Consider the following 17,886-nt stretch of genomic DNA (forward strand, 5'->3'; position numbering starts at 1 on the left):
TAGTTCGGGGCCGCGCCCGGTCTCAGACCGCCCGAACCGCTTCGACGAGTTTACACTTTCTACAGACCGTCCCGCCGGTCTTCGACCCGCAGCGCTCGCACTCGTTGAGTTCGACGTCCTCGTCGCCGCGGTACTGCTCGGCGGCCATCTGCGCGAGTTCCTCGTAGCCGGCCATGATAGAGTGTCGGGTGCCAGGGTGGTTCTCTTCGAGTTTCAACAGCAACTTTTGAATCTCGCCGCGGTAGGCTTCGCTCGCGTGCGGGCACTCGGTGATGTGCGCCGGGAGGTCCTTCAGGTGCGCGTACAGCGCGACTTCCTTCTCGGGGACGTCGCGCAGCGGTTTGGCTCGCGGGACGAAGTTCTCCGAGAGCGCGCGCTTCTCGAAGTCGCCGATGCTCGCGTCGAAGTGTTTCGCCACCTGGGTCACGTCGCCCTCGAGGAAGTTCATCAGCGCCGTCTGCGCCTCGTCGTCTAAGTTGTGGCCGGTGAGCAGTTTGTCCGCGCCGAGTTCCTCGGCGTACTGTTCGAGCAGGTCGCGTCGGAACACGCCGCAGTACGCGCAGGGAGCCATGTTCTCGGGGTCTTTCTCCACCACGTCGTCCATCCGAACGCCGAGTTCCTCCTCGTAGGAGACGACCTCGTGCTGCAGCGAGAGGTCCTCACAGAGTTCGACGCAGGCGTCGAGGCTCTTGTCGCGGTAGCCCTCGATGCCCTCGTGGATGGAGAGCGCGACGAGTTCGATTCGGGGGTCCGGCCCGAACGTCTCGTCCAAGATGTGCGTGAGCACGACGCTGTCTTTGCCGCCCGAGAGACCGATAACCCACGTATCGGGGTCGTCGGGACTGGCGTCGCGCGGGACGAGGCTATCCTCGCGGACGCGTCGCCGGACGCGTTTCTCGACCGAGGCGCAGAAGTGGTTCTCGCAGAGATGCGCCCCCGAGTAGTTCGCGACCATGACGGCGTCGCGGTCGCACTTGTCGCACTCCATTTTCGTGTCTGTTGCCGTCTCGCGCGTATGACCGTTTCGTCTCCGCGGTCGAGGGGCGACGACTCGCCGAACCCACATCCGAACTGACTTCCCGCGACCCTCCGACCGACGCCCATGAGCGAATCGCTCCGAACCCGCCTCGCGCGCCTCGGGTTCAACCTCCACCCGACGTATCGAAGCACCGGCGGGAGAGTCCGGTACATCGAGCGCGATTGGAGTCGCGTGCAGGTCGAACTCCCGCTGACGTGGCGGACGAAGAACGTCTACGGCACCACCTTCGGCGGGAGCATGTACGCCGCCGTCGACCCGGTGTACGTCATCATGCTGAATCGCCGCCTCGGCGACGGCTTCACCGTCTGGGACCGCGCCGCGAGTATCGAGTTCAAGAGACCGGGCGACCGGACGCTGTACGCCGACTTCCGCCTCCCCGACGAGGAAGTCGACGCGATTCGAGACACCCTCGACCCCGGCGAGTCGACCGACCGCGAGTACGACCTGCGGTTGTTCGACGCCGACGGCGACGTGTACGCCGAGGTCTCGAAGACGCTGTACGTCCGCCGCGACGAGTGAGGGCGCGTCGGACCGAAGCCCGCGAGGGACCGCCCCGAGCTATTTTGCGCTGACTGCGGTACACATCGTATGACGAACGTCGCAATCACCGGAGCGGCGGGAAACGTCGGCAGAGAGGCGCTGCGCGCGTTCGAGGACACCGACCACGAGGTGACCGCGATAACCCACCGCGAGCACGACGACCTCGACAGCGTCGTCCTCGACGTGACTGACGCCGAGGCGTTCTCGGATGCGCTCGCAGGACAGGACGTGCTCGTCCACCTCGCGGCGAACCCCTCGCCGACCGCCGACTGGGAGGGTGTCTTCGAGACGAACATCGACGGGACGCGCAACGCCTACGAGGCGGCCGTCGAGAACAGCCTCGACCGCGTCGTCTTCGCCTCCTCGAACCACGCCGTCCACCAGTACAACGTCGACGACCCCGACGACCCGGAGTCGATGACCGACCGCGTGCGGACCGTCCGCCCGGACGACCCGACGCTGCCCGACTCCTTCTACGGCGTCTCGAAAGTCTCCGGCGAGGCGCTCGGGCAGTTGTACGCCGCGCGCCACGACGTAGACGTCGTCAACCTCCGCATCGGCTGGTTGCTCACCCCCGACGACCTGCGGGAGAAGGACGCCGACGACGGGGTCGACTCGCGGTTCCTCCGGGCGATGTGGCTCAGTCCCGACGACTGTCGGCGCGTCGTTCGCGACGCGGTGACGGCGTCGCTCGACGGCGACGGGCTCGGTGACACCGGCGGCGAGGCGGTGACCGCCCACGGCGTCTCCGCGAACGACGACCGCTACCTCTCGCTAACCGAGACGCGGCACGCGCTCGACTACCGACCGCGGGACAACTCGGCGGCCGAACTCGACGGGTAGGGCCTCGGGAAGTCGGAAACCGTTTTCCCCGCGGCGCGCCGACGTTCCGGCGATGGAGCGACAGGAAGCTCTCGACCGCGTCGAAGCGCTCGTCGACACGGTCGAGTCCGAACCGATGCCGGTGCCCGTCCGCGAGATTTGGGTGTACGGCGACGTGGCGCTCGGACTCGACCCCATCGACCGTCTCGACGTCTACCTCACGAAGGATATCATGATGCGCGGCGACGCGGACGCCGAGCGGGCGGCCGACCTCGAAACCCGATTCGGCGTGAAGGGAATCGGCAAGAGCGTCTCCGCCGACTGGGCCGAGCAGTTCCCCGAACACGTCCGCGCCAACGACAACGGCTACGCCGCCCCCGAGAAGTGTCTCGCCGCGCACCTGCTCGACGACGGCGAGCCGATTCACCTCGAAGTCTGTAACGCGAGCTTCGACGACAACGTCACCCAGCGGTTGAGAGGTGCCGTCGCTCGCGGCGCCTACGAGGAGATTCTCGACCCCCGAGGCGTCTGTCTCTGGCTGGACGGTCAGCGCGGCGACGAGACCCTTGAAAAGCTCCGCGGCGGCGAACTCCCGTTCCCGACGCTCTCCGGTGCGCTGGAGATGCTCGGGATGGACGACGAAGAGGCGCAGACCGCCGCGACGCGGATGCGCGAGTACCGCGCCGAACAGACCGGCACGACGGTCCGCGGCGACGTCGTCTGAGCGCTCGACCGGTCGAGAGAACTGACAGTCCGACGTTCTATTTCCCTCGGCGGTGACGTTTCGCTCGATGAGTCGAGACCGCACGTCGAGACGACGGTTCGTCCGCATCGCAGGCGCAGCGAGCGTCGCAGCTACAGTCGGTCTGGCGGGGTGTTCGTCGCCGGGCGAGGAGGAAGACGACGAGGGCGGGGAGAACGGCGGTGGCGACGAAGGCGGAGAAAGCGGCGAGGGCGGAGAGAACGGCGGTGGCGACGAGGGCGGCGAAGAGGACGACTCGCTCACCGGACCGAACGCCGACGAGTAAACCGACCTTCGGGTCCTGTTCCGCACTCACACCCGTCCGACGGTCACGTCGAACGGGACGACCTCCGCGCGCCGGTAGCTCCCCTGCTGCATCTGGTCGACTACCGACCGCCCCATCTCGCGCCACTCGGCGCGGAGCGCGTCGAACTCGGCGTCCGAGAGCGTCCGCCGGAGCTCCGCCTCGTAACGGTCGAACCCCTCGCCGGTCGCCTTCAACCGGGCGCTCTCCACGTCGGCCTCGTCGTACGGCGGTTCGACGACTTTCCGCTGGTGGTGGCGGCGCGTCCGGATTTCGGAGAGCCCCGCGTCGGCGAACAGTTCCGAGACGCGGCTCCCGAGCGAAACGTCCGTCCGGACGCCGTCGAGATACGCCTCTCTGACGCTGCGTTCGAGCGTCACCTCGCGGTCGACGGTGGAGTCGACGCCGACCGAGGCGTTGTCCGGTTCGACCGCGGCGACGAGCTCCGACGACGCTCGTTCGAACTCCGAGACGGCCGCACTCGGGTCGGGGAGGTTGCTCAGCAGGGCTTGACAGACCACGAGGTCCGCGGCGTCGTCGACGACGGGGAGGCGCGTCGCGTCGCCGGCGACGACCGAGAGTTCGGTCTGTTCGCGGGCGACACGGAGTAACTGGGGGTCGGCGTCGACGCCGACGACCTGCGCGTCCGGCGCTTCGTCGGCGAGGACGCGCGCGAGTTCGCCGGTGCCGCAGCCGACGTCGAGAATCCGACGCCGGTTCGGCAAGTCGAGGTCGGCGAGCGCCTCGCGCGAGTCGCCCCACATTCCGTCGCGGGTACGTTCGAGGTACTCGGCTGAGAACCGGCGCATGCTCCGGTGTTCACGAGCGCCGGTGATAAGCGGGGGGATTCGGGGTGGAAAGTCGGCGGGAAGTCAGTTCTCGCGCAGTTCCTTCACGCGGGCGATGTCCCACTCGAAGCCTTTCTCGGCCTCGTTCGGCGTCTCCAGCACCAGCGGCACCTCGGCGAGGTCCGGGTGGTTGACGAACGCGTTCATGCCGTCTTCGCCGATGTAGCCCTCGCCGATGTGAGCGTGTTCGTCCTTGTTCGTCCCGCACTCGTGTTTCGAGTCGTTCAGGTGGACGCACTTCAGGTGTTCCAGACCGATTTCGTCGTCGAAGGCGGCGACGGTGTCGTCGACGCCCTCGGCCGTCGAGAGGTCGTAGCCCGCGGCGAACGCGTGGGCGGTGTCGAGACAGACGTCGATGTCGAGGTCGGCCTTCTCGATGACGGTGGCGAGGTGTTCGAAGTCGCCGCCGAGTTTGGTGCCGCTTCCGGCGTCGCTCTCGACGAGCACCGTCACGCCGTCGGGCACGTCGAGTTCGTCCAGCGCCGACGCCGCGTTTTCGAGGCCCTGCTCGACGCCCGCGCCGGTGTGCGCGCCGAGGTGGACGTTGACGTACTCGACGCCGAGTCGGGCCGCGGCGTCGACCTCCTTCTGCATCGAGTCGATGGATTTCTCGCGGAGTCCGTCCTTCGGCGTGCAGAGGTTGACGAGGTACGACGAGTGGATGACCCACGGGCCGTCCAACTCGGTTTCCGTCCCCTCGCGGAACGCCGCGGCGTCCTCGTCGCCTATCTCGCCGTGTTTCCACACCTGCGGGGAGTGGGTGAAAATCTGTCCGCAGTTGCCGCCGACGGTCGTCTGTCGCTCGACGGCGTTGCCGACGCCGCCCGCAATCGAGACGTGTGCTCCAACTCGCATATCAGCGCGGAAGAATTGGACGGGCATAGGAACTTCGGAGTCGCGGTGTCGGCGCTCGTCGACCCGCTACCGAGACGCGAACAGCTAACGCATTGGAATCTAAGAGAGTCGTATGGCCGAACACGTAGGCGTCGAGGTGGGCGAGTCCGCCCCGGACGTCACCGGGCAACTCGTTCGACCCGACGGAGAGGTAGACGACGTGTCGCTCGCGGCGCTCGCGGCAGAGAAACCCGTGTTGCTGTCCTTCTACACGGCGGATTTCAGTCCCGACTGTATCGAAGAGTGGTGTTCGTTCCGCGACTTCGACTGGTTCTCGACCGGCGAGCGGGTGCAGGTCGTCGGCGTGAGCAAATCCGGCGTGCGGACGCACCGCCAGTTCATCAGCCGCCTGAACCTTGGCTTTCCGCTGTACTCCGACGGCGACCTCGACATCGCGGAGGCGTTCGACGTCGCGTACCGCGCGTTCGGCATCTCGCGCCGGGCGCGGCGCTCCTGTTTTCTCCTCGACGAGTCGATGACGGTTCGGTACAGGTGGGTCGGCGAACACTGGTTGGACCCGACGCGCGACACGCCGCCGGTCGGAGAGATTCACGAGGCGATTCAGGCGGAACTCGGCGGCGACGAAGAACAGACGTTCGGGTTCTGAGTCCTACTCCGACGACCGCGACTCGGCGCGCCGCCGAACCCAGTCGTCGGATTCGTACTTCTCGCGCGCACGTTCGCGGGCGCGCTCCAGTTCCTCGTCGGTCCACTCGCCTTCCTCGGCGTCGACCCACTCGCCGAGGGCGGCTTCGAGCGCCGAGACGGCCTCGTCGCGGGAGATTTCGGCCTGTTCGTCGATACCGGTGACCCGTTCGCGGAACGTCTCCGCGTCGATTCCGGGGTCGGCGAAGACGCCCAGATGCCGGTCGGCGAGCACGCTGTACGTCAACGAGCCGTGCTGGATGACGGCGTCCTTTCGGCGGTACTGGGCGTTGCCGCTGATTTTGCGGCCGCCGGCGACGACGTCGTGGGCGGGGTGCAGTTCCCGCAGGTAGCACGCCGGTTGGTGGATGGCCGGCAGCTGCTCGTCGGCGAAGTCGGCGTCGACGCCCATCCGCTCGAAGCCGTCGAGGACGGGCGCACAGAGCAGGTGATAGCAGTCGAGCAGTCGGCTCGGGAGCTCCTCGGCCGGCGCGGTGATGGAGTAGGAGATGTCGCCGAACTCGTCGTGGTAGATGCCGCCGCCGCCGGTCTGGCGGCGCGTGACGGTGATTCCCTCGCGTTCGCAGAACTCCCAGTCGACGGTGTCGGGCGCTTGTCGGTAGCCCAGAGAGAGCGTGCTCGGCTCCCACCGGTAGACCCGGACCGTTCTCGGGCCGCCGTCGGCGGCCGTCTCGGCCGCGATCTCGTCCAGCGCCATGTTCATCGGCCCCGACCGGGACTCCTCGCGGACGAGTCGCCACTGCCGGTCGGCCGACGGCGCGTCGTCGGTCATAGGCGGCGGTAGGCGGGAGTGAGAGAAAGTGGTTACGACGCGCGGTGAGGGAGAGAATCGTCGAGCGGCGAACTCACGGCCCGAACTGTTCGGCTGCGTAGGCGGCGAGATGGCCGTGTGCGCGGCGGAGGCGCTCCGAGAGTGCCTGATGGCTGATGTCGAGGTCGGCGGCGAGCTCCGACAGTTCGGCTCCGCGCGGAACCTGGTAGTAACCGCCGTCGAGCGCCGCGCGGAGCGCCTCGCGCTGGGAGGCGGTGAGACCGAACGTGTCGTCGACGTCCGACCCGTTCCGGGCCGTGTCGAACTCGCGGATGCGCTGGACCGAGAAGCCGGCGGCCTCCTCCTCGGTGATGCGCAGCGTCCGCGAGAGCGAGTCGCGGTGCGGGAACAGGATGCGGAACGTCCACACGTCGTTGCGAGCGGAGGCGTTCATGATGGTCGCGCCCTCGTCGTCGAGCAGTCGGGCGACCGGTTCGAAGCCCTCGGCCCAGTCGAGTCGGTACAGTCGCCGTTCTCCCTGCTCTTTCAGGAGCGCGGCGTCGGTGAGCGTGTGGTCCGTGGCCAACGCCCGGTCGAGCGCCCCCCAGTCGTCGCAACGCATCCAGACGAACGCGAGCAGCCGGTCGGTTCCGTGGGCGGCGACGGACTCCGCTTCGATTTCGAGACCCGGGACGCTGGCGAGCGTGCTCCGGAGAGGAAACTGCTCTGTCGGATGTTCGAGGGTTGCGACGACGCTCATACCGGTTTCGAACGCGCCGGAAGGGGATTAGTAATGGCTCAGAAATTCGGGACGGTTTCGATTACCGAGAGCTTTCGCCGCTGGAACAGTCACGCGTTCGAGTGTAATCTCAGCCTGTCCCGTCGTCTCCGGTCGGTGTCTCGGGCGTCGGCCGGACTCCCGAGTACGGCCGCGCCCCCCGCGAACCCCGTAGTTGCTCCTCTCGGCGGCGCGCTCGCTCGCGCGTCTTCTCGTCCCACTCCGAAAGGAGCCCGTACTCCAGCATCGTCTCCATGCCGGCGAGCGCCGCGCGCAGTTGGACGCCGAGAAGCGGGATGTCCGCCACGGTGACGATGAGGTCCGCCTGTATCATCACCCCCTCGGTGAGCAACACGTCCAGGAGGTCGACGACGGCGTCGTCGTCCCGGCGCGTCGGCCGCACCGCTACCGGCCTCCCGCCTCGGATTCTCGACCGCCCGACCCGGAGCCGGCGTCGTCCGAACCCCCCTCGCCGAGCGACGGCGCGAACGTGTACGGCGGCCACGGGCCGGTGTACTGCACGCCGGTCGTCTCCGGGTTCGCCTCGACCTCGTCGAGCACGTCGCCGATGGGAATCTCGTTCTCCTCGGGCGCGAGCACGGCGACCCGAAACGAGGGGCCGGAGTCCGAACCGTCGTCGTCCTCCAGCGACACCGCCGGTCGACCGAGTTCCTCCATCTCCTCGACCAGCGGGTCGAGCCGCTCCGCGAGCGTCGCTACGCGCTCCTCGCGTTCGGCGTACACGAGGTCGGAGAGTCGCTTGTCGTACTGCTTCTGGACGAGAAACGACGTCCCCTCCGAGGAGTCGCCGAGCGTCTCGGCGAGTTCGGCCAGTCGGTCGTCGGACGACTCGACCGCCTCGGCCAGCGCCTCCTCGTCCCAGCCGACCTCGATTCGGTACTCCCACTTGCCCGCGAACGCGTCGAGATGTCGTCGCTGGGTCGCCGCGGTTTCGGCGAGCCACTCTCGGACCGCCGCGTCGCCGCCCTCGACGACGGTGCCGAACCGAAGCGGCAGCGGCGTCCCGAACGCGTCGCCCGCCGCGTCGACGACGTGCTGGTGGCGGAGCAGCGACCGCTTGACCGCCGAGAGGTCGTTCGGGTTCGGCGTCCGCTCGCAGCGGTGGACGACCGCCCCGATTCCGTCGGCCGTGACGAGGTACGCCTCCGCGCCGTCGACGGCGTTCGACTCGCTCCAGTCGGCGTCGGACTCGCCGTCGTCGACGCCGACGACGCAGTAGAGGTAGCGGCCGTCGTCGACGGTCGTCCCGGGGTCGGCGGCCGGCGCGCTCATCGCGACTCGACCCCCAGTTCGCCGTCTCGGAGGTCGAGCAGCGCGTCGTTGACCAGCGCGTCGAGGTCGCCGCGCAGGCGGTCAACGTCGTCGCCGACGCCGATCTCCTCCTTCAGCCGGTCGATCTCGCTCTCCAGCTGCGCGAGGTGGCTGCCGAGGCGCTCTATCTCCTCGTCGGTGAGCGACCCGGACTCCATGCGCCGAATCGCCTCGCGTTCGAGCGCGTCGACCAGTATCTCGACGACGGCGACGACGAGCGCGAACAGGCCGTCGGAGGCGTCCTCGCCGTCGATATCAACCGTCGGCATCGTCGCCCTCCGGTTCGACGGTCGCTTCGGTCGCTTCGCTCGTTTCGTCGGAGTCCTCCGCTTCGGTCGTTTCCTCGGCGTCGGCCTCGTCGTCGCCTGTTTCATTCGTTTCCTCGGCGTCGGCCTCGCTCACTTCCTCACTGTCGGCCTCGCTTCCGCCCGCTGCGTCGATGACCGGCGCGAGCGGACCTTCCTCCTCCTCGGGGAGCGCATCGCGACCGGACGCCGCTGCGACGCGCCGCATGTCGGTTCCCTCGGGGAACTGCAGGCCGTACTCGGCGGCCGTCTCGAACGAGGCGATGGCCGCCCGCAGTTCGATGCCGAGCAGTTCCGTCTGACCGACGGAGACGACGATGTCGGCGTTGATGACGATGCCCTTGTCGAGAAGCATCTCGACGACGTCGGCGAGACTGTCGCTCGTCCGCGTTGGGCCGGCGCTACTCATTTTTCCACCTCCTCGTCGAACCGTCGCCCGTAGATTCGGTCGAGCCCCTCCATGTCGGAGTGTCGAACCCGCGTCGGCACCGTCGAGAACCGACTCGCCCCGGTGGCCGGTCGTGACGACGGGATGAACGACCGAGCGGTCGGGTTGCGCGAGGTCGACGTCGAACTCGCGCGCTGGCGGAACCGCTTCTCGTTGTACCTGCGCATCCGGTCGAGCTCTCTGTGGGCGACGAGGATACCCCGGCGGAACTCCTCGATGGCGTCCATCAGCTCCGACTGGATGACCGCCTGCGACACCTCCGTCTTCACCATCGACGTCTCCTCGTCGCCGCCGAACAGCGAGTCTTCGAGGAACTCGTCGTCGCCGTCACCGTCGTCGCCGTTGCCGTCGCCTTCGTCGTCGGTCTGTACCAGTCCGTCGTCGGTGAACGCGTCGACGGCCTCCTCCAGTTCGGCGTACTCCTCGCGCGTGCGTTGGAGGTCCGTCTCGGTCAGGAGCGCGCTCAGATTGACGAGTTGGACGAGCTTCGAGACGTTCACCGCCGCCTTCGGGTTGCCGTCGGCGAGCGCCTCCGGCAGTTCTTCGAACGAGACGGCCTCCGGTAGTTCCTCGACGTCGACGTTTTCGAAGAACGTCTCGACGTCTATCGCCGAGAGGAGTTCGACCGCTTCGACGGCGACGTCGACGAGCAGGTCGAGGTCGGTCGCTATCCGTTCGCCCGCGGCCGCCTCCTCGTCGCCGTCGTCGCCGGTGAGTCGGTCGAGAATCTCGACGGCCGTGTCGTAGAGGTCGTCGACGTCGGCGAGTGCGTCCACCGGGTCGGGCGCGGACACGGCGTCTGCCTCTTCGCTCATGTTTCCTCCCGGAGTTCGAGTCGCGCGCGAAGGACGTGGTTTCGCACCGCCGTCTCGGCGAGTCGCATCGGCGCGTCGAACGCCACTCGGCCGACGAGTCGGTCGTCGACGGTGACGACGAGCGTCCGTCCCCCGCCGCGGAGCTCCGCGTCGATTCGCGACGCCGAGACGCCGGGAACGTCGGCGATGACGTGGTAGCCGTCGTCGTCGACGCGGCTGTCGAGGTGGACGTTCGAGGGGTCGAACGACTCCTCGGAAGGCGCGTGGTACGTTCGCTCCGTCCCGTCGTCGGGTCGGTCGGCGATACCCGTCCGAATCGAGTAGCCGAAGTCGAAGTCGGCCGGTCCGGAGCGGCCGCTTCCGGTGCCGACGCGTCGGCTCTCGCCGTTGCGGTCCATCGCCGCGAGCGTCTCCAAGAGCGACTGGACGCGCGCGACGATGCCGCGCGACGGCCACTCTTCGGGGTCGTCGCCGTGTCTGTCGACTGGGTCGTCGGTCACGTCTGTGCCACCTGTACGTTGCCGCTGAGCAGTTTCTGTTGCATCTCTTCGGCCAGTTCGAGGTCCTCTCGGAGCCGTTCGCGCCGCGCTTCGTACGTCTCTCTGTCCAGTTCGCCGAGTTCGTACAGCAGCCGCGTCTCCTTCAGTTCGTCCTGAATCGCGCCCACGTCGTACACTTCGTTGACCGCCATCGTGTGCAGCGTGTCCGCGATGGTCAGAAACGGCTTCATCAGCAGTCTGTCGAGGATGAACATCACTGGGCCTCGATTTCGATGTCGACGAAGTTGTACGGGGCCCACGGCCCCGTGTACTGTACTTTCAGCTCTCCCTCGTACGCCTCCGTCAGGTCGCCCATCGTCTCGTTGAACGCCTCGCGGTCCTCGTGGGCGACGAGGTAGGAGTCGTTGACGACGAGGCGGTCGCTGAACAGGTCGTTCTCGGCGCGCTCGTCGCTGACTCCGCCGAGGCGCTCGGTCACGTCCTCGCGGACGGCGTCGCGGTCCACGTCGACGCCCTCCTCGGTGACGAGTTTGACGCCGAGTTCGACTTTCCCGTCGACGTTCATCAGCGCCCGGCGGAACGCGCGCTGGCCGCCGCGGAGGACGCCTTTCAGCGCGCGGCCGTTCTTGAACGTCATCCCGAAGCGCATCGGGACGACGGTTCGGTCTTCGATGAGCGCCTGGAGGACGTCGTCGTGGAGGCGGGCGTTCTCGTCGGTCTGCTCGGGCTCCATCGTCTCGATGTCGGAGACGATGGCCGAGTACCGCCGGTAGTCGACGGTGTACACCGTGGTCGCGTCGTCGACGCCCGGGATGTCCTTCTCGAACGACCCGTCGTCTGTCACCCCGTACGTGTAGAGATACGTTCCGGTCATGGGAAATTCGACTGCCGCTGCCGTCAGTATCGGTTCCAATCCAGTGTACCCTTGTGCCGGCAGGTGCAGGGTGTTTATACGCGGGCGACCGAGGGACGCGATGGACCGTAGACACCTTCAGCCAGACGGATATGTACACCCTGCATTTGCAGGCCAAGTGGCTAACCGTGTCGTCACTGTTTCTTCGGTACGATGCAGAATACTCCAGACAGTACGAGTCTCGCGGAAGTGCTCGACCGCATTCTCGACAAAGGAATCGTCATCGACATCTGGGCGCGGGTGTCGGTCGTCGGTATCGAGATTCTCACCGTCGAGGCTCGTATCGTCGCCGCTTCGGTGGACACGTTCCTGCACTACGCACACGAGATATCGAAGATAGAGCAAGCGACGTCCGGGGAGGGCGACTACGACATCAACGAGATCGAAGTCGACACGCCCACGCATCCGAACGAACCGACGACGTAAGTCGGCGCAGCCGCGCCGACGGACGGTCCGGGCAGGACCCACGGCGACGACTGAGGAATCCGACCGGAGCCACCGATGCCAGAGCTAAACCCAACCGAACACACAGTCGACGAACTCGAAGACGAACTGCAGGAGATAGACGACCAGGCGGTGCTGCGCGACGCCTACGAGGCCGAACAGTCGGGGGACGACCGTTCGAGCGCCAAGGAAGCGATTCGTCGGCGGTTGGACGAAGTCGCCGAGGGAGAGCCACAGCCGAAGGCCGACGGCTCCGGAGACGGCGAAAACGACCAAAGCGACGAAAGCGACGAAAACGACGAAGGGAACGAATCGTCGTCGAACGGCGGTGAAACCGCCGACATCATGTCGATCAAGGACTCGGTGCGAAACGTCGCCACCGAGCTCATCGGTCACGAACTCGACGGCGTCACGGAACTCCGCCGAGTCGACGACGGCTGGGAGGGCGTCGTCGAGGTCGTCGAACGGCCGTCGGTGCCCGACACCCAGGACATCCTGGGCTCGTACGAAATTCAACTCGACGACGGGGGTACCGTGACAGGCTACCGCCGCGTCGACCGCTACCGCCGCGCCGACACCGACCGAGAGGAACAGGTCTAGGCCGATGGCGGATTCGGCGACGCTCGCGTTGTTCTGTTGCTGCGGACTCCTCTGTCTCGACGCCGCCCACGACGCGCAGGGCCGCTATCGACTCGGCTTTCTCGCCGGGGCGACGGCGATGTGGCTCGCCGCGCTGTCGGCGGCGGGCATCGACGCCGCCTTGACTCCTCTTTTCACGCACCTGCTCGTCGGAGGCGTCGTCGTCGGCACCGCAGTCGCCTCGGCGACGGGCGTCGCGTACGTCGTCCGCGGACGGCGAACGCGGACGGCGTGACCGCACCCACGAACGGGGGCTCGCGAACGAGGCGGCGACTCGCCGTTCGACGTCGGTTCGAGCGCCGTGTCGGACTGCCGTTTTCTCCCGTCGGCGGCGTCGTGTCGTCGAGCGGGTTCCGTCGGAACGCGGCGGACGAACGTCCCGCGACCACCGACCGCGGGAATAAAATCGACTCTCCGTAACGACGCACGATCAGTCGGTGCCGACTGTCGGAACACCGGTGGAGCCCGGACCGGAGAGGACCGCGCCGCCCGTTTTGATATCGCGCTCAGAGGTTTATCAAACCGGGGTGCGCCGACACGTGGGCCTTTTAGGCGACGACACCCCACCGAAGGGTATGGTGAAGAACATCGCGGGCGTGATGGTGGACCTCGACCCCGAGGACTTCTATCTCCTCTCGGGTGTCGAGCAGGGGATGCGGTTCGGGAAGTGGGTCAACCGCGAGAAGCTACCCGAGTACTCGGGGCTCACCGCGGAGGAGGTCGACTACCGCCTCGACCGCTGCATGCGGCGGGACCTCGTCGAGAAGCGGACTATCCAGTACGAGGGGTACCGCCTCACCTTCGAGGGGTACGACGCCCTGGCGCTTCGGGCGTTCGCCGAGCGCGACACCGTCGACGGCGTCGGCTCGCCGCTCGGCGTCGGCAAGGAGAGCGACGTGTACGAGGTTCAGTCGTACAAGCCGCTGGCGCTGAAGTACCACCGCGAGGGGTACACGAACTTCCGGGAGGTGAACCGCGAACGCGACTACACCTCGGAGAACCAGCACGTTTCGTGGCTCTACACCGCCCGGAAAGCCGCCGAACGCGAACACGACGTGCTCCGCGATCTCTACCCCAGCGTCCCCGTGCCGCGACCCGTCGACCAGAACCGCCACGCGGTCGTGATGGAGAAACTCCCCGGAGTGGAACTCGCGCGCGCGAAGCTCCCGGACGAACAGGCCGTCGGCGTGCTCGACCTCGTCCTCCGGGAGCTCGTCGTCGCCTACGGACTCGGCTACGTCCACGCCGACATGAGCGAGTACAACGTCTCGGTCAGCGAGGACGGCATCACCATCTTCGACTGGCCGCAAGCGGTCGACACCGACCACGACAACGCCGCCGAGTTCCTCGAACGCGACGTGCGAAATCTGGTCGGCTACTTCGAGCGAAAATACCCCCAATCGATGCCCGAATCGGTCGATATCGACTCTGTCGCCCGTGCTATCGCCGACGGCTCGTTCGAGACAGTACGGGAGTACAGCGGAGAGTAAACCGATTGCCGCGATATAGAATTGGTGCGTAGGAGAGAATCTCCGAAAGTCCCCTTCGAGAACGGAGAATCGGTGAGAGAGCATCGGCGGGTGGCCCAACCACCGGAATCCGTTTGTAGGGAAACACCGTAGAGTAGCCCCCAGAGGTGAGTTCTCTGTCGAGAGTTTCTGCACGTCGGTTCGGGACGAGGGCGCTGGGAGCGCTGCTGCTCGTCTTCTTGGCGATGACCCTACCGCTCCCGGAATCGCCGTTTCTGCTCGGTGCCGCGCTCGCAATCGTTCTCTGGCTGGCGAACGCGTATGCGAACTCGCAGCGCGAGTAAGCGCAACCGACACTGCTTCGGGCGGGATTTCTACGGTTGGGTTCGCGTCGGCGACAAGAACGATGCGCCCGGCGCGCGTACGGAGCCTGTGCCCTCCGGACTCACCCAGACGGCGCTGGACCTCGTCGCCCAGTACGGCTACCTCGCCATCTTCGTCTTCACGTTTCTGGAGTCCTCGATGCTGTTTCCGCTGCTGCCGAGCGAGGTAGTGCTCCCTGTGGGCGCGGGGCTGATAGTCACCGGGGCCGCCTCGTTCGCCCTGTTCGTCGCCGCGACGACCGCCGGCGTCGTCGTCGGTAGCGTCGTCGCGTACCGCTTTTTCGGCGAGAAGGGTCACGACGCCCTCGAAGCTCACGGCGGCGCAGTCGACGTCTCCGAGCGACGGCTGGCGTTCGCCCAGCGGTGGTTCGAGAAGTGGGGCGAGGGTTCGGTGCTGTGGGGGCGACTGCTTCCCGTCCTCCGGTCGGTCATCTCGCTGCCCGCCGGATTCGCCGGGATGCGGATGTGGAAGTTCCTCTTCTACACCGCCGTCGGCGGGTTGATGTTCAACGTCGCAGTCGCCGCCGTCGTCTACTACGGGCGACAGCAGTCGGTGTACCACGTCGCGAGCGAGATACTCCGGACGCAGTTCGGTCGACTCCTCGGGGTCGCCAGCGCGAACCCGGCGCTGTCTGCCGTCTTCGTTCTCGCTGCCGTGACCGTGGCCGTCGTCACCTGGCGCACAGTCGAGCGAGCGGCGAACGGGACTCGGTGAGGGCTCCGTCCGGCCGGAATCTCGTGCCGGCCGGCGACGCGGACAGTTTGGTCAACGATTATGGGTACCGAGTCCATACACGGTAGCACATGACGGACGTAGCAGTCATCGGCGGCGGTCCGGCGGGGCTGAGCGCGGCGCTCTTTACGGCGAAGAACGGCCTCGACACCGTCGTCTTCGACACCGACGAGACGTGGATGCACAAGGCGCACCTGTTCAACTACCTCGGCGTCCGAAGTCTGGCGGGCGACGAGTTCATGTCTATCGCGCGCGGGCAGACCGAGGACCGCGGCGCTGAGTTGCGCGAGGAGAAGGTCACCGGCGTCGAATCGACCGGCGAGGGCTTCACCGTCGCGACCGAGGACGACGACGTCGACGCGCGGTACGTCGTGTTCGCCACGGGCGCGAAGAGAGACCTCGCGGAGGAACTCGGCTGCGAGACGAGCGACAACGACACCATCGACGTCGATCTGAGCATGGAGACCAGCGTCGAGGGAGCGTACGCGACGGGCGCGATGGTTCGCGACCAGGAGTGGCAGGCGGTCATCTCGGCGGGCGACGGGGGCGCGGCGGCGCTGGACATCCTCTCGAAGGAGAAAGGCGAGCACTACCACGACTTCGACACGCCCGGTGACGTCCCGTCGTTGCGCGACGAAGAGGCGTAGCGAGACGGCATCTCCGCCGTGCTGGACGCGCTCTCGGTGGTCGAGGTCGAGACGCTCGCGGCGTTCGTCCCGGCGTCGCTCGCGCTGATTCTCGCGCCCGGCCCCGACACGATCTACGTGCTGTCGCAGTCGGTCGGGGCCCGCCGACGCGTCGGCGTCGCCGCCGCCGCGGGCGTGAGCGTCGGCGTTCTCGTCCACACGGCGGCGGCGGCCGTCGGGCTCTCGGTGTTGCTCCGTGAGTCGACGCTCGCGTTCCGACTGGTGAAGTATCTCGGGGCGGCGTATCTGGTGTATCTCGGCGTCCGGACCCTCCGCGGAACCGACGCCGAACGTTCGGAGCCGCCGAGTCACGACGTCGACGCCGGCCCCGTCGAGAGCGTGAGCGGCGTCGACGGTACTCGTCGCGATGCGCTGTCGACACGCGCCCAGAGCGGCTTCCTCCGAGGTGTCGCGGTCAACGTCTCGAACCCGAAAGTCGCGCTGTTCTTCTTGGCCTTCCTGCCCCAGTTCGTCGGTGGGAGCGGAACGACGGCGCAGTTGGCCACGCTCGGGAGCGTGTACGCGACGTTGACGCTCGCGTATCTCGGCGGCGTCGCGCTGTTCGCCACGCGAGTCGGCGCGTTGGTCGGCGACGGCGGGGGTGGACGGGCGTTCCGGTGGCTCAGCGGCGGCGCGTTGCTCGCGCTGGGCGGGTCGTTGCTCGTCGAGACGAACGCCTGAGAACGGCGGGCACCCGCTCGAACCGCGCGGAAGCGCCGGGTCGCGCTTACCCGTCGTCCGCGTCCCGAACCTCCGCGCGTTCGAGCGTCACGCTCTCGGCTTCGACGTCTTCGACGAACGCCCCGCCGCCGCCGACGGTGACCAGCCCGTCGGCCGTCTCGACGACCAACGTGTTCTCGACCGGGAAGGAGTTGTTCGAGGGCGCGGCGAGCCCCTGCCGAACGTCGACGACGTGGCCGACGAGTTCGTCGGAGCCGTCCCGGCCGCGGGTGCGGCGGCCGCGGATTCTCGCGCGGAGGGGCGTGTTCGCACGCAGGTGCAGCGTCGTCTGGAGGACGGTCTGACGGAAGTTCGTGTACGTCGCCGGCAGCGACACCGGTTCGGTGACGTACACCTGCTGGGCCATCGGCCAGTAGTTGCCGAGAAACGAGCCGACGATGACCGGGCCGAGACGCGGTTCGGTGAAGGCGATGGCACGCGTGCCGCTGTTGGTCCGGGCGATCATCTCCGTCGGCGCGACGAGTCCGGCCCGCTGGTCGGCGGTGAGCATCGTCGGCATCGGTTCGGTCCACGCGCGCGCGACGCTGGCGACCCCTTCTAGCTCCGTCTGCAGGCTGCTATCGGCGTCGGCGACCACCAGCAACACGAGCACCCCGCGGTCGACGGCGGCGCGGAGCGAGTCGGCGACCTCGTCGAGGTTCGACGCCGGAATCGACAGCGTCACCTCCTCGTCGGCGTCGTCGATGAGCGAGCGAATCCGTTTGAGCACTGTCACGCGCGATTTGATGACCTCGAACCGCTCGGTCTGCGGGGCGACCTGCGAGTAGCGCGCCTCCAGCGCCGGGCGCATCGTCTCGATGTTCTTCGTCAACGACTCGATGACTTCCTCCGGCGGGTTCGCCCGAATCGTCGTCGGCACGACGTGGTCGTTCACCGAGACGAAACCGCGGTCTTCGAGTTTCTCGCTGATGCTGTAGACGTAGCGTTTCGAGACGCCGGCGGCGTCGGCGACGGTGCTCGCCTTCGCCTCCCCGTGTTCCAAGAGCGTGAGGTACGTGTCTATCTCCTTGTCCGAGAGACCGAACTGTTGGAGCACGTTTCCGAGTGCGGCGTCGTCCATACGTGTATGAATCCGGGAGGGGTACTTAAGACAC

The 17,886-nt window shown here is 67.2% G+C and carries 26 protein-coding genes; 12 read left to right on the forward strand and 14 right to left on the reverse strand.

The window, feature by feature from the left end; all coding sequences use genetic code 11:
- Positions 1-22: 22 nt before the first annotated feature.
- Positions 23-988 (reverse strand): tRNA 2-thiolation protein NcsA, encoded by a 966-nt coding sequence (gene ncsA / locus DV709_RS06225; RefSeq protein ID WP_117592684.1) that lies wholly within the window; start codon positions 986-988, stop codon positions 23-25.
- 114 nt (positions 989-1,102) lie between these two features.
- Between ncsA and DV709_RS06230 the strand changes: the two genes are divergently transcribed.
- The 4 genes from DV709_RS06230 to DV709_RS06245 all read left to right on the forward strand — a co-directional run bounded on the left by DV709_RS06230 (position 1,103) and on the right by DV709_RS06245 (position 3,429).
- On the forward strand, positions 1,103-1,558 hold the full coding sequence (locus tag DV709_RS06230; RefSeq protein ID WP_117592686.1) for a DUF4442 domain-containing protein: 456 nt from the start codon (positions 1,103-1,105) through the stop codon (positions 1,556-1,558).
- A 69-nt stretch (positions 1,559-1,627) separates the two neighbouring features.
- Positions 1,628-2,422, forward strand: a complete 795-nt coding sequence (locus DV709_RS06235; protein WP_117592687.1) for an NAD-dependent epimerase/dehydratase family protein — start codon at positions 1,628-1,630, stop codon at positions 2,420-2,422.
- A 52-nt stretch (positions 2,423-2,474) separates the two neighbouring features.
- Positions 2,475-3,125: a DUF7095 family protein gene (locus DV709_RS06240; protein ID WP_117592690.1), complete on the forward strand. Its 651-nt coding sequence runs from the start codon at positions 2,475-2,477 to the stop codon at positions 3,123-3,125.
- Positions 3,126-3,192: 67 nt separating this feature from the next.
- Entirely contained in the window at positions 3,193-3,429 is a 237-nt protein-coding gene (locus DV709_RS06245; protein ID WP_117592693.1) for a hypothetical protein, read from the forward strand.
- A gap of 26 nt (positions 3,430-3,455) precedes the next feature.
- On the opposite strand, the gene DV709_RS06250 is transcribed toward DV709_RS06245, so the two are convergent.
- Both DV709_RS06250 and DV709_RS06255 read right to left on the reverse strand, forming a co-directional pair.
- On the reverse strand, positions 3,456-4,256 hold the full coding sequence (locus DV709_RS06250; RefSeq protein ID WP_198665656.1) for a methyltransferase domain-containing protein: 801 nt from the start codon (positions 4,254-4,256) through the stop codon (positions 3,456-3,458).
- A gap of 63 nt (positions 4,257-4,319) precedes the next feature.
- Entirely contained in the window at positions 4,320-5,150 is an 831-nt protein-coding gene (locus tag DV709_RS06255) for a deoxyribonuclease IV (RefSeq protein WP_117592696.1), read from the reverse strand.
- 112 nt (positions 5,151-5,262) lie between these two features.
- Here DV709_RS06255 and DV709_RS06260 point away from each other — a divergent pair, with 112 nt between their 5' ends.
- Positions 5,263-5,796 carry a redoxin domain-containing protein gene (locus DV709_RS06260; RefSeq protein ID WP_117592698.1) on the forward strand — a complete coding sequence of 178 codons (534 nt, stop codon included), beginning with the start codon at positions 5,263-5,265 and terminating at the stop codon, positions 5,794-5,796.
- 3 nt (positions 5,797-5,799) lie between these two features.
- Here DV709_RS06260 and DV709_RS06265 read toward each other — a convergent pair whose 3' ends face one another.
- The 10 genes from DV709_RS06265 to DV709_RS06310 form a co-directional block, all read right to left on the reverse strand.
- Entirely contained in the window at positions 5,800-6,627 is an 828-nt protein-coding gene (locus tag DV709_RS06265; RefSeq protein ID WP_117592701.1) for a lipoate--protein ligase family protein, read from the reverse strand.
- Positions 6,628-6,700: 73 nt separating this feature from the next.
- On the reverse strand, positions 6,701-7,366 hold the full coding sequence (locus DV709_RS06270; protein WP_117592703.1) for a helix-turn-helix domain-containing protein: 666 nt from the start codon (positions 7,364-7,366) through the stop codon (positions 6,701-6,703).
- Positions 7,367-7,475: 109 nt separating this feature from the next.
- Positions 7,476-7,787, reverse strand: a complete 312-nt coding sequence (gvpM, locus tag DV709_RS06275; RefSeq protein ID WP_117592705.1) for a gas vesicle protein GvpM — start codon at positions 7,785-7,787, stop codon at positions 7,476-7,478.
- Positions 7,788-7,789: 2 nt separating this feature from the next.
- Positions 7,790-8,677 (reverse strand): gas vesicle protein GvpL, encoded by an 888-nt coding sequence (gene gvpL / locus DV709_RS06280; protein ID WP_117592707.1) that lies wholly within the window; start codon positions 8,675-8,677, stop codon positions 7,790-7,792.
- Entirely contained in the window at positions 8,674-8,985 is a 312-nt protein-coding gene (locus DV709_RS06285) for a gas vesicle protein K (protein WP_117592708.1), read from the reverse strand. Before DV709_RS06285 ends, gvpL begins: the two co-directional genes overlap by 4 nt.
- A complete protein-coding gene (gene gvpJ / locus DV709_RS18370; protein ID WP_117592710.1) occupies positions 8,972-9,430 on the reverse strand; it encodes a gas vesicle protein GvpJ in 459 nt (152 codons plus the stop codon). Before gvpJ ends, DV709_RS06285 begins: the two co-directional genes overlap by 14 nt.
- The gene (locus DV709_RS06295; protein WP_117592713.1) at positions 9,427-10,284 is read right to left on the reverse strand and encodes a hypothetical protein; all 858 of its coding nucleotides are present in this window, start codon (positions 10,282-10,284) and stop codon (positions 9,427-9,429) included. Before DV709_RS06295 ends, gvpJ begins: the two co-directional genes overlap by 4 nt.
- Positions 10,281-10,784, reverse strand: a complete 504-nt coding sequence (gene gvpH / locus DV709_RS06300; protein ID WP_117592715.1) for a gas vesicle protein GvpH — start codon at positions 10,782-10,784, stop codon at positions 10,281-10,283. Before gvpH ends, DV709_RS06295 begins: the two co-directional genes overlap by 4 nt.
- Positions 10,781-11,038 (reverse strand): gas vesicle protein GvpG, encoded by a 258-nt coding sequence (gvpG, locus tag DV709_RS06305; RefSeq protein WP_117592716.1) that lies wholly within the window; start codon positions 11,036-11,038, stop codon positions 10,781-10,783. Before gvpG ends, gvpH begins: the two co-directional genes overlap by 4 nt.
- On the reverse strand, positions 11,038-11,658 hold the full coding sequence (locus DV709_RS06310; RefSeq protein WP_117592718.1) for a GvpL/GvpF family gas vesicle protein: 621 nt from the start codon (positions 11,656-11,658) through the stop codon (positions 11,038-11,040). The genes gvpG and DV709_RS06310 overlap by 1 nt, the downstream gene beginning before the upstream one ends.
- A gap of 192 nt (positions 11,659-11,850) precedes the next feature.
- Here DV709_RS06310 and gvpA point away from each other — a divergent pair, with 192 nt between their 5' ends.
- The 7 genes from gvpA (at position 11,851) to DV709_RS06350 (ending at position 16,732) form a co-directional block, all read left to right on the forward strand.
- Positions 11,851-12,123 carry a gas vesicle protein GvpA gene (gvpA, locus tag DV709_RS06315; RefSeq protein WP_117592720.1) on the forward strand — a complete coding sequence of 91 codons (273 nt, stop codon included), beginning with the start codon at positions 11,851-11,853 and terminating at the stop codon, positions 12,121-12,123.
- Between the two features lie 75 nt (positions 12,124-12,198).
- Positions 12,199-12,741, forward strand: coding sequence for a gas vesicle protein GvpO (locus DV709_RS06320; protein ID WP_117592722.1), 543 nt, complete (start codon positions 12,199-12,201; stop codon positions 12,739-12,741).
- Between the two features lie 4 nt (positions 12,742-12,745).
- Positions 12,746-13,015 carry a hypothetical protein gene (locus tag DV709_RS06325; RefSeq protein ID WP_117592724.1) on the forward strand — a complete coding sequence of 90 codons (270 nt, stop codon included), beginning with the start codon at positions 12,746-12,748 and terminating at the stop codon, positions 13,013-13,015.
- A 340-nt stretch (positions 13,016-13,355) separates the two neighbouring features.
- Positions 13,356-14,270, forward strand: coding sequence for a serine/threonine-protein kinase RIO2 (locus DV709_RS06335; protein ID WP_117592729.1), 915 nt, complete (start codon positions 13,356-13,358; stop codon positions 14,268-14,270).
- A gap of 300 nt (positions 14,271-14,570) precedes the next feature.
- Positions 14,571-15,347, forward strand: a complete 777-nt coding sequence (locus DV709_RS06340) for a DedA family protein (RefSeq protein WP_117592730.1) — start codon at positions 14,571-14,573, stop codon at positions 15,345-15,347.
- A gap of 89 nt (positions 15,348-15,436) precedes the next feature.
- Complete coding sequence (locus DV709_RS06345) at positions 15,437-16,012, forward strand: NAD(P)/FAD-dependent oxidoreductase (RefSeq protein WP_117592732.1); 576 nt, start codon at positions 15,437-15,439, stop codon at positions 16,010-16,012.
- A gap of 18 nt (positions 16,013-16,030) precedes the next feature.
- Positions 16,031-16,732 carry a LysE family translocator gene (locus tag DV709_RS06350; protein WP_232819703.1) on the forward strand — a complete coding sequence of 234 codons (702 nt, stop codon included), beginning with the start codon at positions 16,031-16,033 and terminating at the stop codon, positions 16,730-16,732.
- 46 nt (positions 16,733-16,778) lie between these two features.
- On the opposite strand, the gene DV709_RS06355 is transcribed toward DV709_RS06350, so the two are convergent.
- Complete coding sequence (locus DV709_RS06355; RefSeq protein ID WP_117592734.1) at positions 16,779-17,852, reverse strand: TrmB family transcriptional regulator; 1,074 nt, start codon at positions 17,850-17,852, stop codon at positions 16,779-16,781.
- Positions 17,853-17,886 lie beyond the last annotated feature (34 nt).

Origin of the sequence: Haloprofundus halophilus, from assembly GCF_003439925.1 — an archaeon.
Taxonomy (GTDB): domain Archaea; phylum Halobacteriota; class Halobacteria; order Halobacteriales; family Haloferacaceae; genus Haloprofundus; species Haloprofundus halophilus.

What these genes read in the sequence shown, in the direction of transcription:
- ncsA (WP_117592684.1), bottom strand. Translation starts at nt 988, where the DNA reads ATGGAGTGCGACAAGTGCGACCGCGACGCCGTCATGGTCGCGAACTAC.
- DV709_RS06230 (WP_117592686.1), top strand. Translation starts at nt 1,103, where the DNA reads ATGAGCGAATCGCTCCGAACCCGCCTCGCGCGCCTCGGGTTCAACCTC.
- DV709_RS06235 (WP_117592687.1), top strand. Translation starts at nt 1,628, where the DNA reads ATGACGAACGTCGCAATCACCGGAGCGGCGGGAAACGTCGGCAGAGAG.
- DV709_RS06240 (WP_117592690.1), top strand. Translation starts at nt 2,475, where the DNA reads ATGGAGCGACAGGAAGCTCTCGACCGCGTCGAAGCGCTCGTCGACACG.
- DV709_RS06245 (WP_117592693.1), top strand. Translation starts at nt 3,193, where the DNA reads ATGAGTCGAGACCGCACGTCGAGACGACGGTTCGTCCGCATCGCAGGC.
- DV709_RS06250 (WP_198665656.1), bottom strand. Translation starts at nt 4,256, where the DNA reads ATGCGCCGGTTCTCAGCCGAGTACCTCGAACGTACCCGCGACGGAATG.
- DV709_RS06255 (WP_117592696.1), bottom strand. Translation starts at nt 5,150, where the DNA reads ATGCGAGTTGGAGCACACGTCTCGATTGCGGGCGGCGTCGGCAACGCC.
- DV709_RS06260 (WP_117592698.1), top strand. Translation starts at nt 5,263, where the DNA reads ATGGCCGAACACGTAGGCGTCGAGGTGGGCGAGTCCGCCCCGGACGTC.
- DV709_RS06265 (WP_117592701.1), bottom strand. Translation starts at nt 6,627, where the DNA reads ATGACCGACGACGCGCCGTCGGCCGACCGGCAGTGGCGACTCGTCCGC.
- DV709_RS06270 (WP_117592703.1), bottom strand. Translation starts at nt 7,366, where the DNA reads ATGAGCGTCGTCGCAACCCTCGAACATCCGACAGAGCAGTTTCCTCTC.
- gvpL (WP_117592707.1), bottom strand. Translation starts at nt 8,677, where the DNA reads ATGAGCGCGCCGGCCGCCGACCCCGGGACGACCGTCGACGACGGCCGC.
- DV709_RS06285 (WP_117592708.1), bottom strand. Translation starts at nt 8,985, where the DNA reads ATGCCGACGGTTGATATCGACGGCGAGGACGCCTCCGACGGCCTGTTC.
- gvpJ (WP_117592710.1), bottom strand. Translation starts at nt 9,430, where the DNA reads ATGAGTAGCGCCGGCCCAACGCGGACGAGCGACAGTCTCGCCGACGTC.
- DV709_RS06295 (WP_117592713.1), bottom strand. Translation starts at nt 10,284, where the DNA reads ATGAGCGAAGAGGCAGACGCCGTGTCCGCGCCCGACCCGGTGGACGCA.
- gvpG (WP_117592716.1), bottom strand. Translation starts at nt 11,038, where the DNA reads ATGTTCATCCTCGACAGACTGCTGATGAAGCCGTTTCTGACCATCGCG.
- DV709_RS06310 (WP_117592718.1), bottom strand. Translation starts at nt 11,658, where the DNA reads ATGACCGGAACGTATCTCTACACGTACGGGGTGACAGACGACGGGTCG.
- gvpA (WP_117592720.1), top strand. Translation starts at nt 11,851, where the DNA reads ATGCAGAATACTCCAGACAGTACGAGTCTCGCGGAAGTGCTCGACCGC.
- DV709_RS06320 (WP_117592722.1), top strand. Translation starts at nt 12,199, where the DNA reads ATGCCAGAGCTAAACCCAACCGAACACACAGTCGACGAACTCGAAGAC.
- DV709_RS06325 (WP_117592724.1), top strand. Translation starts at nt 12,746, where the DNA reads ATGGCGGATTCGGCGACGCTCGCGTTGTTCTGTTGCTGCGGACTCCTC.
- DV709_RS06335 (WP_117592729.1), top strand. Translation starts at nt 13,356, where the DNA reads ATGGTGAAGAACATCGCGGGCGTGATGGTGGACCTCGACCCCGAGGAC.
- DV709_RS06340 (WP_117592730.1), top strand. Translation starts at nt 14,571, where the DNA reads ATGCGAACTCGCAGCGCGAGTAAGCGCAACCGACACTGCTTCGGGCGG.
- DV709_RS06345 (WP_117592732.1), top strand. Translation starts at nt 15,437, where the DNA reads ATGACGGACGTAGCAGTCATCGGCGGCGGTCCGGCGGGGCTGAGCGCG.
- DV709_RS06355 (WP_117592734.1), bottom strand. Translation starts at nt 17,852, where the DNA reads ATGGACGACGCCGCACTCGGAAACGTGCTCCAACAGTTCGGTCTCTCG.